The organism is uncultured Sphaerochaeta sp., from assembly GCF_963676625.2.
In the GTDB taxonomy this organism is placed as follows: Bacteria; Spirochaetota; Spirochaetia; order Sphaerochaetales; family Sphaerochaetaceae; genus Sphaerochaeta.
This window is the reverse complement of sequence record NZ_CAXXYB010000013.1, coordinates 206,859-221,189: the sequence shown is the minus strand read 5'-3', so window position 1 is coordinate 221,189 and position 14,331 is coordinate 206,859. Positions and strand designations below refer to the sequence as shown.

Annotated in this window: 16 protein-coding genes and 1 riboswitch; of the genes, 9 read left to right on the top strand and 7 right to left on the bottom strand. The window is 43.5% G+C overall.

Annotation, left to right across the window (positions count from 1 at the left end; all coding sequences use genetic code 11):
- Positions 1-18: 18 nt before the first annotated feature.
- The 5 genes from ACHZBG_RS17415 to ACHZBG_RS17395 are packed head-to-tail and all read right to left on the bottom strand — an operon-like array spanning position 19 to position 5,356.
- Positions 19-972, bottom strand: coding sequence for a caspase family protein (locus ACHZBG_RS17415; RefSeq protein WP_320130740.1), 954 nt, complete (start codon positions 970-972; stop codon positions 19-21).
- Entirely contained in the window at positions 969-1,541 is a 573-nt protein-coding gene (locus ACHZBG_RS17410) for a hypothetical protein (protein ID WP_320130739.1), read from the bottom strand. Before ACHZBG_RS17410 ends, ACHZBG_RS17415 begins: the two co-directional genes overlap by 4 nt.
- 26 nt (positions 1,542-1,567) lie before the next feature.
- On the bottom strand, positions 1,568-2,632 hold the full coding sequence (locus ACHZBG_RS17405; RefSeq protein WP_320130738.1) for an ABC transporter ATP-binding protein: 1,065 nt from the start codon (positions 2,630-2,632) through the stop codon (positions 1,568-1,570).
- Entirely contained in the window at positions 2,622-4,316 is a 1,695-nt protein-coding gene (locus ACHZBG_RS17400) for an iron ABC transporter permease (RefSeq protein WP_320130737.1), read from the bottom strand. Before ACHZBG_RS17400 ends, ACHZBG_RS17405 begins: the two co-directional genes overlap by 11 nt.
- Positions 4,313-5,356 (bottom strand): thiamine ABC transporter substrate binding subunit, encoded by a 1,044-nt coding sequence (locus ACHZBG_RS17395; protein WP_320130736.1) that lies wholly within the window; start codon positions 5,354-5,356, stop codon positions 4,313-4,315. The genes ACHZBG_RS17400 and ACHZBG_RS17395 overlap by 4 nt, the downstream gene beginning before the upstream one ends.
- 44 nt (positions 5,357-5,400) lie before the next feature.
- A riboswitch (TPP riboswitch) is annotated at positions 5,401-5,493 on the bottom strand.
- Between the two features lie 74 nt (positions 5,494-5,567).
- On the opposite strand from ACHZBG_RS17395, the gene ACHZBG_RS17390 reads away from it, so the two are divergent.
- The 5 genes from ACHZBG_RS17390 to ACHZBG_RS17370 are packed head-to-tail and all read left to right on the top strand — an operon-like array spanning position 5,568 to position 7,912.
- Complete coding sequence (locus tag ACHZBG_RS17390; protein ID WP_320130735.1) at positions 5,568-6,233, top strand: NAD(P)H-hydrate epimerase; 666 nt, start codon at positions 5,568-5,570, stop codon at positions 6,231-6,233.
- Between the two features lies 1 nt (position 6,234).
- A complete protein-coding gene (locus tag ACHZBG_RS17385; RefSeq protein ID WP_320130734.1) occupies positions 6,235-6,624 on the top strand; it encodes an NAD(P)H-hydrate dehydratase in 390 nt (129 codons plus the stop codon).
- Positions 6,569-7,075: an ADP/ATP-dependent (S)-NAD(P)H-hydrate dehydratase gene (locus ACHZBG_RS17380; RefSeq protein ID WP_320130733.1), complete on the top strand. Its 507-nt coding sequence runs from the start codon at positions 6,569-6,571 to the stop codon at positions 7,073-7,075. Before ACHZBG_RS17385 ends, ACHZBG_RS17380 begins: the two co-directional genes overlap by 56 nt.
- Positions 7,072-7,497 carry a hypothetical protein gene (locus ACHZBG_RS17375; RefSeq protein ID WP_320130732.1) on the top strand — a complete coding sequence of 142 codons (426 nt, stop codon included), beginning with the start codon at positions 7,072-7,074 and terminating at the stop codon, positions 7,495-7,497. The genes ACHZBG_RS17380 and ACHZBG_RS17375 overlap by 4 nt, the downstream gene beginning before the upstream one ends.
- A gap of 10 nt (positions 7,498-7,507) precedes the next feature.
- Positions 7,508-7,912: an NUDIX domain-containing protein gene (locus ACHZBG_RS17370; RefSeq protein ID WP_320130731.1), complete on the top strand. Its 405-nt coding sequence runs from the start codon at positions 7,508-7,510 to the stop codon at positions 7,910-7,912.
- Between the two features lie 42 nt (positions 7,913-7,954).
- On the opposite strand, the gene ACHZBG_RS17365 is transcribed toward ACHZBG_RS17370, so the two are convergent.
- Complete coding sequence (locus ACHZBG_RS17365) at positions 7,955-8,179, bottom strand: hypothetical protein (RefSeq protein WP_320130730.1); 225 nt, start codon at positions 8,177-8,179, stop codon at positions 7,955-7,957.
- 128 nt (positions 8,180-8,307) lie between these two features.
- On the opposite strand from ACHZBG_RS17365, the gene ACHZBG_RS17360 reads away from it, so the two are divergent.
- The 4 genes from ACHZBG_RS17360 (at position 8,308) to ACHZBG_RS17345 (ending at position 13,029) form a co-directional block, all read left to right on the top strand.
- The gene (locus ACHZBG_RS17360) at positions 8,308-9,309 is read left to right on the top strand and encodes an ABC transporter substrate-binding protein (protein ID WP_320130729.1); all 1,002 of its coding nucleotides are present in this window, start codon (positions 8,308-8,310) and stop codon (positions 9,307-9,309) included.
- A gap of 71 nt (positions 9,310-9,380) precedes the next feature.
- Positions 9,381-10,904, top strand: coding sequence for a sugar ABC transporter ATP-binding protein (locus ACHZBG_RS17355; protein WP_320130728.1), 1,524 nt, complete (start codon positions 9,381-9,383; stop codon positions 10,902-10,904).
- Between the two features lie 2 nt (positions 10,905-10,906).
- A complete protein-coding gene (locus ACHZBG_RS17350) occupies positions 10,907-12,001 on the top strand; it encodes an ABC transporter permease (RefSeq protein WP_320130727.1) in 1,095 nt (364 codons plus the stop codon).
- Positions 12,001-13,029: a sugar ABC transporter permease YjfF gene (locus ACHZBG_RS17345; protein WP_394699427.1), complete on the top strand. Its 1,029-nt coding sequence runs from the start codon at positions 12,001-12,003 to the stop codon at positions 13,027-13,029. Before ACHZBG_RS17350 ends, ACHZBG_RS17345 begins: the two co-directional genes overlap by 1 nt.
- A 143-nt stretch (positions 13,030-13,172) precedes the next feature.
- Here the strand turns inward: ACHZBG_RS17345 and ACHZBG_RS17340 are convergent, their stop codons facing one another.
- Positions 13,173-14,231: a LacI family DNA-binding transcriptional regulator gene (locus ACHZBG_RS17340; RefSeq protein ID WP_320130725.1), complete on the bottom strand. Its 1,059-nt coding sequence runs from the start codon at positions 14,229-14,231 to the stop codon at positions 13,173-13,175.
- Positions 14,232-14,331: the final 100 nt, after the last annotated feature.

Below are 14,331 nucleotides of genomic sequence, written 5' to 3'. Positions count from 1 at the left end.
ATCCTCCCAGCTCACTGTTCAATAGTTGAAGAGAACCATATCCATCGCACCACCATTGGTCATGGGGTGTTGATGGTAATACGAATAGCTATTTGAGGAAAGTGTTTGGTTGTCGATGACATATGCATACAGACTATCGACAGTAACAGCGCTGTCCTTTGCTGCAGGGATTGTAGGGGAGAATGAAAGTAGTGTGACGGAGGAATCATCAGTGGTTCCATACGTATGAACCAAACCAAGGCCTTCGAGCAAAGCATAGGTAAACACCCCATGATGATGGTCGTTGGTTGTATCGTCTGGAAATAACTCCCACGATACTGTATTGTTTGCACTTGCGCTGAGAACATACAAGTTTGATAAACCATAGGACTCATCAGAGAAATATTTTGCATAGAAATCATAATCGCTATAGACCGTACTTTCAGAAGAAGCACTTTCTCCTACGAATTGTCCGCTGTAGCAACTGTCCAGAAGAAGTAGCTTTTTCCCTGGTATATCGTTCATAAGAGAAAGCAGAGTCAAAGGGGCCATTCGGTCCTCTCCATGGAGAAGTCCATCTGTTGTAGCTAGAACCAGTTTTCCTGTGTTTTCTTCTCCGTGTCCACTATAGAAAAAGATGGTAAGGTCATTGTCAGCCGCTGAATCCTTGAGTTCTGCAAGCTTTGTTTCTACGTTGGTAATCGAAGGATATAATGGATCGGAAGTGGCAATATCACTTCCTTCCTGGATCATAAGATAGGCAGTTCCTTTGGGCCTATCAGTTTTGGTGATAAGGGCATCGAGGGTTGTACTCATTTCTTTTGCATCATTAAGTGTGCCTTTCAGATCATCACTACTACTGTTGTCATTCTTATAATCCAATCCAATAACGACATAATTTACCTTACCTTTGGCTGGTTCTTCAGTGAATAACTCACAACTGGTCAACAATAGGAGAGAGAGCAGGAGTAATAGGACAAGATGCTTTTTCATATATTGCCCTCCTGTTTGTGTTTCTGATTTGGAATGTAACTGTATCTGATTCCAACTCCTATCATAGGGGCCGTAATTTCTTTTCTCAGGTGAATGGAAAGGGGAAGGAGGAGATCAATGCGATTGTTCTTGTTTTTATAGAGAGTGAATTGGGGGCCTGCCTGGAGTGAAAACGAAGCAAAGCCTTCCGAAATATCGCTGTAATAATTCATTTCAGTCCCAAGGCCAAGGAAAAGCCCTGCAATGTCATTGAATTGGTAGGTTCCCCGCAGTTTTACCCCGATATTCCAGAAACCCCTGGCAATGTAGTTTCCGAAAAGAATGGAATCGGATACATGCAAGAATTGGACATCTGCACTGACAGTTCCTTTTTCAAAGCTGAATCCTATAGGACTACCGGAAAAGCCATAGGCATAACTGGAACGGAAGGGCAGTTCATCTGCAAAGTGAGGAATTGACATATAGTAGGAATTGGAAGCTTCCAAGGCAAACATATATTGGGCTCCTGCAAAGAGAGGAGAAAGAAGGAGAGCAAATAAAACGAGAGCAAAGGTTTTTTTACACTTCATGGTTCCCAGTATATTGGGAATAATTACTATTTGCTATTCCCCAGACTTGGTATTTTATTTCCCTGCAGGAACTCCTGTATATCTTGTTCCCTGATTCCCAGGCGTATCGTTGCTCCCCTTGGTTTTCGTTGGGACTCCACCATGATTGCATGGCCTTCCCAAAGACAGGAAAGCCGATAATGAGTTCCTTGGAACTCACAAGCGGCCACTTGGACCTGCTTGAACTCCAGATGTGGCAGAAACTCAGGGAGAGGAAGGGTTTCATCATCCTGTACCAAGATGTTTTCAGGTCGGAAGAAACATACATGGTCAGGATCCTCTACTGCATTTGTTTCTGCTTCTGGATGTCGCAATGTACGTATGGTATCGTAGGGAAGCAAGTTGCCTTCACCCATGAAAGTAGCTACAAATAGCGAAGTCGGGTTGTAATAAATTTCCTCTCCAGTACCAATTTGCTCGATCTTTCCTTCCTGCATGACAATTATTCTATCTGCAATTGCCAAGGCTTCTTCCTGATCGTGGGTGACATACAAAGTCGTGACCCCTGTTTCATCATGAATACGACGGATCTCTTCTCGGAGATGCTTGCGCAATTTAGCATCAAGGGCGGAAAGAGGTTCATCAAGCAACAGTAACTTAGGTTGGGAGGCCAATGCCCTGGCCAAGGCGACCCGTTGCCTTTCCCCTCCTGATAACTCCTGGGGTTTTCGTTTTTGATACCCTTGCAGGGCAACCAGGTCGAGAAGACTTTTGACTCTCTCTTTTCTTTCACGTTTTGAAACTTTTCTCAGCTTCATGGGATACGCAATATTCTGTTCGACAGACATATGGGGAAATAGGGCATAATCCTGGAAAACCATGGCTATTTCCCTGTCGTTGACTGGTTTCTCGGTAATATCCGTTCCGTTAAGGACTACAGCTCCTTCGTCGGGGAGAATAAGTCCAGTTATAAGCTGAAGGGTTGTGCTTTTCCCGCATCCTGAAGGTCCGATGATACAAACCAGTTCTCCTTCTCCGATGGAAAATGAGGCATTGAGCTTAAAATCCGGATAGGAAGCTTTCAAAGAACAAAAAAGACCACTAGCTTCCATTTTCATCTCCCTTTGCAAGTTCACTGATGGAGAACACTATACCACAAACCAGGATAAGTACGGAACCGAGAGCACACGCCCCTTGATAATTATAAGAACCTATCAAGCGGTACATCACGACGGGAAGTGTGACTATGGAACTATTTGCCAAGGTCAGGGTTGCTGTAATTTCACCCATACTCAACGCAAAAGCGAAAATCCCTGCAGTAAGCATTGCTCCTTTGAGCAAGGGAATTTCTATGCTGAGAAAAGTTCGTAGCGGGGTTGCTCCAAGAGTAAGAGAACATTGCATATAGGAGTCTGGAATTTTACGGTATTCAGGTAGAATGGTCCTGAGCACAAAGGGAATGGCAATTACCATATGGGCCAATACGACCAAGGTATAGCCGATACCTGTTCCTCCCCTGATGGTACTGGAAATGATGTAATACCCGAGACCGATGATAACCGAGCTTACCGTCATGGGGAGCATCGTAAATAGTTCTAGGGTTCCTGTCCATTTTCCTTTTCTTTTGATAGCAGTGGAAAGAGTCAAGGCAATGGGAATAGTGATTAAAGCTACTATAGTAGCTATTGCAAGGCTATTCTCCAAGGCTCCCAAGGCCGACCCCATGTGGCCGGTTCCTCGTTCAAGGGCAAATAATTGCCGGTACCATTTCAAAGAAAAGCTCTCGGCACCGGATCTTGTTGCAGAAGCCATGAAGGATCTGACAAGGATGGATAGAATTGGGCCGAGAACGAAGAAGAAGCAGAAAAAGGAATAGAGGAGAGCCAGGATTTTTCCGGTGATGGTTGCGGGTTTCTGTTCCAGATTCCTGTGGGAAACCGTATAGGTTTCGGTTCGGGTTATCATTTTTTGGGTATGGTTATACCAAACAAGAATAATGGTGGTAACCAGAATTGAAAAGATGGACATGGCAGCTGCACCCCCCATGTCCATGGACATTCGGGCCAATCGGTAGATCTCGACTTCCATGGTAGTGAATTTCGGGCCTCCACCGAGAACAAGGATGATTGCAAAACTGTTGAAACAAAACAGGAAGACCAGACTGGCAGCGGATAGTATTGCTGGCATAAGCCGAGGCAGGGTGATGGTCGTGAATGTCTTGACCTTGCCTGCGCCAAGGGTCCAGGCGGCCATCTCGCAATGCTGGTCCATATGCTCCCAGTAGGAGGAAACCAAATTCATGACGATAGGAAAATTAAAAAACGTATGGGCTAGTAAAATAGCCTTGAAGGAATAGAGTATTTTCAAGGGAGGTTCCGAAAGGTTGAAGACAGCCATGAGAGCTTTGTTGAGAAAACCATTGTTCCCGAAGAAAATCACGAAACCAAGAACTACCAGGATCGAGGGAATCACAAAGGGGATCGTACTGATAGCCTTTATCAGTTTTTTCCCACGGAAAGAATAGTTGGCGATCAGATAGGCTCCCGGAAGACCGATGGCCAAAGAACAGAGAGTACTCAAGCTTGCTTGTAAAAGAGTGAATAGCATGATCCGGATCGTATAGGCATCGGTAAATGTATCTACGATCCGGGAAAAGGTAAAACTTCCTTCTATGATGAAGGCCTTGGAAAGGGTAAGGCAAAGAGGAACCAAGAATAATACCAGCAATATTGCTGAGCCTGGAATGGGCATTGCCCGATATATTCCTTGACTGACCTGTTTGCCCTTTTTCTTCATTTACTCATCACCTGCGTCCATTCAGTAAGCCATCTATCAAGATTTTTATCAATGGTTTTTGCATCCAGGGAAAGATTCTTTGCTGGTTTCGGAGCCCATTTGAAAGCATCTGGCAGCACAATGGAATTGTTGGCCGGATACATGGAATTTGCGGTGGCGATTTCAAGTTGTGCATCATTTAACAAGAAATCAATGAAAGTCTTGGCATCCTGCTTATGTTGCGACGATGCGACTAACCCAACACCTTCGACAGTGGTGCTATGACCTTCTGTGAAAAGAACGGTCTGGTATCGTGTTGTATCCTCAAACATGACATGGTAGACAGGGCTGGTGGTATAACTGAGTACGAGTGGCGCTTCTCCTTCAGTAAAGAGACCATAGGCACTCGACCATCCCTCGGCAATGGTAAGGGCATTGTCTTTCATTGCTTTCCACCAGTCTAGATAACCCTCTTCTCCATATACTTCAATAGTCCAGAGAAGCAGTCCCAATCCAACGGAGGAAGTACGAGGGTCGATGAGAACTACCTTGTCCTTGTATTTAGGATCGGTAAGATCACTCAAACTTTTAGGGATATCTTTCTTTGCCATCTTTTCGGTATCGACGACAAAGGAAAAGTTACCATAATCAAAAGGCAGGAGTCTTTTCGAACTGTCAAATTGCAAGAAGGCAGGGATTGAGGCCAATTCAGGGCTATTGTATGTCTCGAAAAGATTTGATTCATACGCCTTGGAGGCCATGTCATTGCTGATACCGATGATTACATCTGCAACAGGATTACTCATTTCGCTCTTTGCCTTGGTGAGCATTTCAATGGCATCCCCGGCACTTACCAGGTTGACTTTGATTCCCGTTTTTGCTTCGAATTCAGGAATGATTGTCGGGCCGGGGCCCCAGTCCCCGCAAAAGGCATCATAGGCATATACGGTGATTTCCCTATTCTGTTGAGAAGAGGGAGCTTCCTTTGTTCCTTGTGCAAAAAGCACCATAGGGAGAAGGGAAATGGCTAGAACGGCACAAACGATTCGATGCTTATTCATAAAAGCACCTCCATATTGGTATTCTGCCATGGGGATCGATAGTATTGAGAATTGGCGTGTCTCCCTCCGCTGGTATTATCCAGATCAGGTTAACGGGTGTAATCTCAGGCCGAAGCGGCCACCCCAGGACTCTTCCAGACTAAACAGATTGCAAAAAACTGTCAAGGTAGGTTTAGTTGACCGCCTAGGAAACCTGCTGTACAGTATGGTCATGGATCAGCTTGTAACTTCCTCAGAAATGGCATCAATAGATAGCATTGCCCAGCACCGGTATAAAATTCCGGGGCTTTCCCTTATGGAAACTGCCGGGTTTAAAATCTGGGCGGCTGTAAAAGGCCAGTTGTATAAAGAGCAAAAACTAGTTTTCCTTTGTGGTGGGGGCAATAATGGAGGAGATGCCTTGGTTGTTGCCCGACTTGCGTTTGACGAAGGGTTTTTAAATCAAGTTTGCATTCTTGTTGGTTCCCATATATCACCTTCTTGCTTCACTCAACGGGAAATAGCCAAGGCCTATGAGCTTCCTTCCCTGGTATTAGGGCAAGATCTATTGCCTAATGCTGAACAAACCATTCTTGACGCAGAGGTTTTATTCGATGGCTTGTCTGGGACTGGATTATCAGGGGAACTGAAAGGGGTGTATAGGGATTTGGTTCTTCTTGCGAACAAAAGCAAGGCCTTGCGTATTTCTATCGATATTCCTTCGGGAGTAGGAGATGATATCTCAGCCCAAGCACCCCCATTTTTTTGCCCACCGCACAATTACCCTCGGGCTTGGAAAAAGTGCCTTGTTTCATCCTGCAATCAGACAGGACTGCGGACAACTTATGGTAGCAAATCCTTCATTTCCGAATATAGTATTGAAAACAGCCCACAGTGAAGTGAAATTAGCCAATATTGATACTCTACGAATGGAAGCCTTGTCTTCTTCTGCATTCAAGAATAGCCGCGGCCATGTGGCTTTGGTAGGTGGCAGTATCCGGTATACTGGGGCTGTCAGACTGTCAGCCAGAGCCGCCTTCTCTTCAAGGGCAGGATTGGTCTCCTTGTTTTGTGATCCTGAAGTTTTTCAGATTGCCGCAACCGAAAGTCCTTCTGTGATGGTTCACTCTCTTTCCGGGTATGATGATTTTTCATCGTTTCAGGGAATTCTGGCAGGTCCGGGGTGGGGAGAAGGTAGGGAAGCTTTGTTACGAAACCCTGCTTGCAACCAAGGTGCCCCTTGTACTGGATGCCGATGCCCTCAAGGCCTATGCAACTATATTCTCTGAGAATCCTGGCGTGATCCATGGCCCCCTGATCCTTACCCCTCATCTTGGGGAGCTGAGGATGCTTGCCCAGGCCGTGTTTGGTCAGGAAGCAGACTCCTTGGGAAAGAATGATTCTCCCCAATTCTATTTTTCTCATCTCAAAAAGCTTTCTGATATACTTAAAGCTACGATTGTAGCCAAGAGCTCCTTGGTCTATGTCGTAAGTCCAAATGAACCTATCATGATCCTTGAAGGATTGAATCCGTCCCTGGGAGTTGCCGGCAGCGGGGATGTCTTGTCAGGAATCATCGTAGGATTGCTTGGTAGTGGCCTGGAAAGCTTCAAGGCTGCTCTTCTTGGCGCGGCCGTGCACCAAAAAGCCGGTTCGTTGGCAAAGGATGCCCTTGGGTATTATGATAGTGAGGCTCTCTTGGGATTCATAGGAAAGTCTGTAGGAGGTATGGAGGTTTGATACAAATCTATTTGCTTAGCGTATTGTATCTGCTTCTTGGTGCGGGATTCCTCCTGAGCGATTCGTACGGGGTTCGGTTTTCCCTGCTCTTGTCTCTTCGTTATTATTTCAGGAATTCCAAACGATTTCGCAGGATTCTCATTCTTGGTGGCATCTTTCTGGTTGTCATGCTTTGCTTGTATCCTGTTGACCCTGGGCCTACCTTCTTGGGCGATTTGTTTCCTATGATCAATATTCTTGGCCTGACTCTCTGGTATATCTTCAAGGCTTTCAGAAGTGATGAACCAACAGTTGGAGACGATAATAACTCTGTATTGGAAGCTACCGGGCAGTATTTTGAAAAAAACAAACGGGTACTAGGGTATTGTACTATCCTAATAGCAGTATTGCATTTTCTGGTACCGGTTTCGGTATTATTGTAGGAGAATAGGTATGGATGAATATTCTGCAGAGCGAGTAACCACGGCAGGAGTCCTGGTGAAAGATCAAAAATATTTTATTGCAAAGCGAGACAAGGGTGGGGCAATCGGGGGATTGTGGGAATTTCCCGGTGGAAAGAATCGCTGGGGTGAGACAGAGGGCCAAACGCTCAAAAGGGAATATCTGGAAGAACTTGGCCTGAATATTGAAGTTGGGGAGCTGATACATACTCATGATTTTATCAATAAAGGAACATTGTATCATTTGAAGGCTTACCTGATTTTTTCAAAGGATTTCAATGATCTTCCCCTGTCTGTCCATACCGAATATAAATGGGTGGATAAAGAGGAACTGGCTTTATTTGATTTTGCTCCAAGTGACAGAAAAATCGTTGAGACAATACTTGGTTCCTCTTGATTATTTCATGACCAGATAGGAGTGAACGTTAACGTCCTGAATTCACTCGGATATGATTAGTGTCCCTGCCTCATCTCCTTTTTCTTTCTTTTTACCTGTTCCTTTGGCAGAAATTTTTAAAAAAAGGCCTTTGACAAGGGCTTTTCTTGCGTTATTTCCTTGTTTGTTCCACGTATATTTAAAAGGAAAAACAAGTTGCTGGAAAAAGTTAAATCTTTTTTGGGACGTATGTCCGAGAATATTTTTTTGACTTTGGCAATTCTTCATTATTATGTTTTTGATATATTCTAAACAAAAAACTTGACAAAATACTAAAACGGCTAATAAAATATCTTATATAATGCGTTAACGTTAACGCATTGCATGAAAATATTTTCACTCATCAGGAGGTTATGATGAAAAAGGTAATGGTATTATTATTGGTTTTGATGGTCACTGGTGCAAGTTTTATATTTGCCAACGGGGCTACTGAAGCTCCCGCAACTGCCACCTCTGCTCCAGCAAAGAAACTCATTGTTGTTGGTTATGCACAAGTCGGTGCAGAATCTGATTGGAGAACTGCAAATACAGAATCCTTCAAGAGTACTTTTGTCGAAGCCAATGGTTATAAATTGATTTTTGATGATGCACAGCAGAAACAAGAAAACCAGATCAAGGCTATTCGTAACTTCATCCAGCAGGATGTTGATTACATCGTAGTTGCTCCAGTAGTGGAGACTGGCTGGGAAACTGTACTTGGTGAAGCAAAGGCTGCTGGTATTCCCGTAATTCTTTCAGACCGTCAGATGAAACTTTCCGACGATAGCCTGTATACTGCTTGGGTTGGTGGAAACTTCCTCAAGGAAGGCCAGGATGGCGTAAAGTGGTTGAATGACTATGTAGCCAAGAATGGATTGGCAAACAAAGACTTGAATATGGTATTGTTGCAGGGAACCATCGGTTCTTCTGCCCAGGTAGGACGTACCCAAGGTATTACCGAAGGTATTGCCAAGAATCCTAAGTACCATCTTCTTGCAAAACAGACAGGTGAATTTACTCAGGCAAAAGGTCAGGAAGTAATGGAGTCTTTCCTCAAGGCATATCCTAAGATTGATGTTGTTTTTGCTGAAAATGACAACATGGCTTTTGGTGCCATCGATGCTATCAAGGCAGTCGGAAAGGTCCCCGGAAAAGATATCATCATCATTTCGTTTGATGCAGTACATGAAGCCTTCAACAAGATGATTGCTGGTGAATTGAATGCAGATGTCGAATGCAATCCCTTGCACGGCCCACGCGTAGCTGAAATTATCCAGAAACTCGAAGCAGGCCAGAAAGTTGATAAGATCATGTATGTTACTGAAGGTAGCTTTGATACTACCAATGCCAAAGAGATACTCCCGACCAGAAAGTATTGATTGTTGACTAAACAGGGCAGGGTACAACGAGTATCCTGCCTTGCTTTTTTGTTATCTCCTGGAGGACCTTGATGGATAATTCTGTCATTTTAACTATGCGCCACATCAATATGATGTTTCCTGGGGTCAAAGCCCTGAGTAATGTCGATTTTTCTTTAAAACAAGGTGAAATTCATGCCTTGATGGGTGAAAATGGTGCCGGAAAGAGTACGCTTATCAAGGTACTTACAGGTGTCCATGTCATGGATAGCGGTGAGATAAGGATGAGTGGAATAGATCATCCCATTATCAACCATTCCCCTGAGGAAGCTCAGGAGCAAGGAATAAGTACTGTATACCAAGAAGTAAATCTTTGTCCAAATATCTCGGTTTCCGAGAATATTTTTATTGGTAGGCAACCGATCACTCGATTCGGTGCTATTCGATGGGGCGAAATGAACAAACGTTCAAAAGAAGTCCTGGCCAATGTTGGACTGGATAAGATTGATGTCACCAAACCGTTGGGTGACTATTCGGTGGCTATACAACAGATGGTAGCCATTGCGCGTGCGGTTGACATAAAGTGCAAGGTATTGATTCTCGACGAACCGACAAGTTCCCTTGATGAACATGAGGTCAAGAAACTTTTTTCTGTAATGAACCAATTGAAAGAGAAAGGTGTAGGTATCATTTTCGTTACTCATTTCTTGGAACAGGTGTATGAGATTTGTGATTCGATTACTGTCTTGCGAAATGGAGAGCTGGTGGGGATGTATGAGATTTCGGAACTTCCCCGCGTCCAGTTGGTCGCAAAGATGCTTGGGCATGATTTTGATGACCTTGCCGAAATACGAAACACTGAAAAACAGTGTAGCGTTGAAGATGAAAAAAATGTGATTGTAAAGGCTGTTGGGCTCTCTCATACAGGGACAATACAACCTTTTGATATTACCCTCTGCAAGGGTGAAGTTGTTGGTTTGACTGGTCTGTTGGGTTCAGGGAGATCTGAGTTGGCCAGGGCGTTGTATGGAGCCGATCATGCTGACAAAGGAACCCTGTATTTCAAGGGAAAGCTACTGAAGGCGCATGTTCCCTTGGATTCCATGAAACAAGGAATGGCTTTTCTTCCTGAGGACAGGAAAGCCGAGAGTATCATTTCTGATCTTTCAGTGCGAGAAAATATGATTATCGCCCTGCAGGCAAAGACTGGCGTATTTAAATTGTTGCCGATTTCCAAACAAAATGAGTTGACTGAGAAATTCATAAAAGCCTTGAAAATCAAAACTCCCTCTACGGAAACCTTGGTCAAGCAATTATCCGGAGGGAATCAGCAAAAGGTAATACTTGGTCGTTGGTTGATTACCAATCCTGATTTTCTCATTCTCGATGAACCAACCAGGGGAATTGATGTCGGAACCAAAACGGAAATTCAGAAATTGATAATCAAGCTTTCGCAGTCAGGGATGACCGTGATGTTTATCAGTTCTGAAATAGACGAAATGCTTCGTACGGTCAATAGGCTTTGTATCCTTCGGGATGGAAAGAAACAAGGAGAATTGGAAAACAATCACCTTGATCGACAAGAGGTAATGGCTGCAATAGCAGGAGGAAAGTGATAATGAGTTTGGAAAAGAATGAGAACCCTTTGAGGGCAACCATAGGTGTTATCACGAAAAAACAATTGTTTTTACCTATTTTTGCTCTTTGTCTCATGATGATCGTGAATGTATTGGTTACTCCCTCGTTTTTCAAGATTTCGATTCAGAATGGGGTTTTGTACGGCTATATAATTGATATTATCAATAGAGGAAGTGAGCTTATCATCCTCTCGGTTGGCATGACCTTGGTTGTCGCCTCCTCAGCAGGAGCCGATATATCAGTGGGCGCCGTCAGTGCACTCGCCGCAGCAGTTTGTGTACGACTGCTAGGTTCGAGCTATGATGCCTATGCTACCCCAATGGCCATGGCGATCTTCGTTGCTCTTCTTGCGGGACTGTCCTGTGGGGCTTTCAATGGAATTTTGGTATCCAAGTTACATATTCAACCTATGGTTGCCACCTTGATCCTGTTTACTGCAGGTCGGGGAATTGCCCAGCTTATCAGTGCAAGGGAAATCAATGGAAAGATGGTTTCTGGTCAGATTTTGTATGTTCGTATGGATTCATTTAGGAAGTTTGGTGGTTTCCTGCCAAATGTCGTGATACCTACTCCTGTATTCATAGCCTTTGGTTTTGTTCTTGTAACCTATTTTATTCTGAACAAAACGGCTATAGGTCTTTACATCAAGACAGTGGGGATAAACCCAAAGGCCGGAAAACTGGTAGGAATTAATTCGGCATTGGTCATATTCTTCTGCTATGCGTTTGCTGGCATGGCCTCCGGTCTTGCAGGAGTTATATCTGCAAGCCGCATATATTCCAGTGATGCAAATAATATTGGATTGAATATGGAACTGGATGCCATTTTGGCCGTTGCCCTTGGAGGGAATAGCCTGGGCGGAGGCAAATTCAGCCTTATCGGATCTGTCATTGGTGCAATTACCATCCAGGCATTGACAACAAGTCTGTATGCAATGGGTGTTACTGCGGACCAAATACCAGTATACAAGGCAATTGTTGTTATTTTGATTGTATCAATACAATCAGAGGAATTCAAACACTGGATTGCACTGTATAAGTTGTCCAGACAGTCCAAGAAGGTGGTGGTCGCATGATGGCAAGTTCTTATTTCAAGAAAAAACTCAGTGGTAACAATTTCTTGCTGTTTGTCACGATTTTTATGTTCCTTGTCATGTATATATTGGGAATAATATTTTATCATGAGCAAGGCTTTGGGACGATGCAGACGTTCTTCAACATGTTGATCGACAATGCCGGTCTGATTATTGCAGCCTCGGGAATGACTTTGGTCCTTATAACCGGTGGCATTGATATTTCAATAGGTTCTGTTGTTGGCTTGATTTGCATGATGCTTGCCAATTTTATGCAAAACAAAGGGATGAGTGCTTCCCTTTCCATTATATGGGTACTCCTGTTCGGAATTGGCTTTGGATTTATCCAGGGATGGTTGATAGCCTATTTGAAATTGCAACCGTTTATCGTAACCTTGGCAGGAATGTTTTTTTGCAGAGGCTTGACTGCCATGATCAGTGTCGAGCAAATCGCAATAACCACGAATAAAGCTTTTCTGGCATTGGCCCACAAGAACATTAGCTTGTTCTTTGGTGCGACGGTGAATAAAAGAGGAATAAAACTATATCCGTTTATCCATCCAAGTGTCGTGATTGCGTTAGTCGCCCTTTTGGCAGTTTGGTATCTCTGCAAATATACCAAATTTGGCCGTTCACTTTTTGCAGTCGGGGGAAATGAGCAATCCGCATTACTGATGGGCATCAATGTACGGAAGATAAAACTTCTTGCCTATATGCTCAATGGTTTCTTGGCTTCTCTTGCAGGGGTTGTATTCTGTCTCAATACGACAAGTGGATTTGTTGAGCAGGCCAGGGGGTTTGAAATGGAAGCCATCGCCTCTGCTGTTATCGGTGGTACTTTGCTTACTGGTGGCGTAGGAACTGTGATCGGTACCTTTTTTGGTGTACTGATCAAGGCTTCCATCGAAACCTATATTCGGTGCAACGGAACCTTATCTTCCTGGTGGAATAAAATCGTATTGTCCGCCTTATTATGCTTCTTTATTGTGTTGCAAAGTGTTTTTGCAACTCTCAAGGAAAGACGAAAATAAAATTTTAGAGAAATTCATACAAAACGGCAATCGGTTTTGGAAACAAACTGATTGCCGTTTTACATGAGCAAATCTTGAGTCAATATTTAATGCTATGCAATAAGCCATCACCTATTTCTGTATTGATTTCCTTGGGAGGTGCTTTATTCAACTATACCGGATGATGGATCGGTGAGAAGAAACTGGGAATGCTCATCCTGAAGATTCTCGGGAAGTATGATATCAATGGGGAGGTCGATGACAACTTCTGGATTTTGTCCCAGCATATTTTTCCTGTATAATTGATAAATAGCTGTATAACCCTGAAAATCAGGACGCTGTGACAAAAGGCAGTCAACATTTCCTTCTGACATTGCCTTACGGTTTTGGGCAATAAGGTCGTATCCTATCAAGATTGTTTGTGATTTACGGCCCAAAAGAGAAATAATATGGGCTACTCTGTGTACCGCATCATTTACCACAAATATGCCCTGTAGGTCAGGATACTGTCGATAGGCCTTTTCTATGATATCTTCCCCGCCTTCGGCAAGGTTTATGATAAGTTCAATAGTCTTGTAGCCTTCTTTATTTTGGAAATAATGAAGGAAGCCCCTGGATCGTTCCGAGGAGTTATAAGCGGATTTATGGGTTTGAATCGTGATATAGGTTCCCTTTTGGGGACTCAGCAAATTCATCATTCTACCCGCAAGATATCCTCCTCTAAACGGGTTTTGCACTACAGAGGCCACTGGTTGGGTATCAGGAAGAGGGGAGTCTATGAATGCAAAATCCAAGGTACTATGGGTCTCTATAAATATTTTGGATACATCAGGAAGGACTGGGGGAAAAAGAATGGCATCTGGGTTTTTCAAGAATAATTTTTTTCCTGACTCAAGAAAGGTTTCTGGTTTTGCCCGGTCGAATTCAACTAAATCAATAGAAACAGATAATGGGGACAGCTCTTTGGCTGCCTTAAGAATTCCATCATATATCAAGTTCCAATACCCATATTCAGAATGAAGTTTTGGAAGAAGTACTCCAATATGGAAGGTTTTGCTCAATTTCAGGTTGCGGGCATATGTATTGGGTTGGTATCCATAATCCTGTACGATGGACATGATTTTCTCCACCGTCTCTGGGGCAACTCTTCCCCGGTTATGTAATACTCTATCCACTGTTCCTATGGAAACCTTTGCTAATTTAGCAATCTCAGAAATAGTCATATCGAAAATTTATCCTTATAATCTTATGATTCTTTGACTTACGATAACGCAAGTATATCATAGGAATTGTTTCTGTCTATAGAAGAGATTAAGAAGATAC

Excerpts from the sequence above, each read along its gene's own strand:
- ACHZBG_RS17415 (WP_320130740.1), bottom strand. The coding sequence starts at position 972 with ATGAAAAAGCATCTTGTCCTATTACTCCTGCTCTCTCTCCTATTGTTG.
- ACHZBG_RS17410 (WP_320130739.1), bottom strand. The coding sequence starts at position 1,541 with ATGAAGTGTAAAAAAACCTTTGCTCTCGTTTTATTTGCTCTCCTTCTT.
- ACHZBG_RS17405 (WP_320130738.1), bottom strand. The coding sequence starts at position 2,632 with ATGGAAGCTAGTGGTCTTTTTTGTTCTTTGAAAGCTTCCTATCCGGAT.
- ACHZBG_RS17400 (WP_320130737.1), bottom strand. The coding sequence starts at position 4,316 with ATGAAGAAAAAGGGCAAACAGGTCAGTCAAGGAATATATCGGGCAATG.
- ACHZBG_RS17395 (WP_320130736.1), bottom strand. The coding sequence starts at position 5,356 with ATGAATAAGCATCGAATCGTTTGTGCCGTTCTAGCCATTTCCCTTCTC.
- ACHZBG_RS17390 (WP_320130735.1), top strand. The coding sequence starts at position 5,568 with ATGGATCAGCTTGTAACTTCCTCAGAAATGGCATCAATAGATAGCATT.
- ACHZBG_RS17370 (WP_320130731.1), top strand. The coding sequence starts at position 7,508 with ATGGATGAATATTCTGCAGAGCGAGTAACCACGGCAGGAGTCCTGGTG.
- ACHZBG_RS17365 (WP_320130730.1), bottom strand. The coding sequence starts at position 8,179 with ATGAAGAATTGCCAAAGTCAAAAAAATATTCTCGGACATACGTCCCAA.
- ACHZBG_RS17360 (WP_320130729.1), top strand. The coding sequence starts at position 8,308 with ATGAAAAAGGTAATGGTATTATTATTGGTTTTGATGGTCACTGGTGCA.
- ACHZBG_RS17355 (WP_320130728.1), top strand. The coding sequence starts at position 9,381 with ATGGATAATTCTGTCATTTTAACTATGCGCCACATCAATATGATGTTT.
- ACHZBG_RS17350 (WP_320130727.1), top strand. The coding sequence starts at position 10,907 with ATGAGTTTGGAAAAGAATGAGAACCCTTTGAGGGCAACCATAGGTGTT.
- ACHZBG_RS17345 (WP_394699427.1), top strand. The coding sequence starts at position 12,001 with ATGGCAAGTTCTTATTTCAAGAAAAAACTCAGTGGTAACAATTTCTTG.
- ACHZBG_RS17340 (WP_320130725.1), bottom strand. The coding sequence starts at position 14,231 with ATGACTATTTCTGAGATTGCTAAATTAGCAAAGGTTTCCATAGGAACA.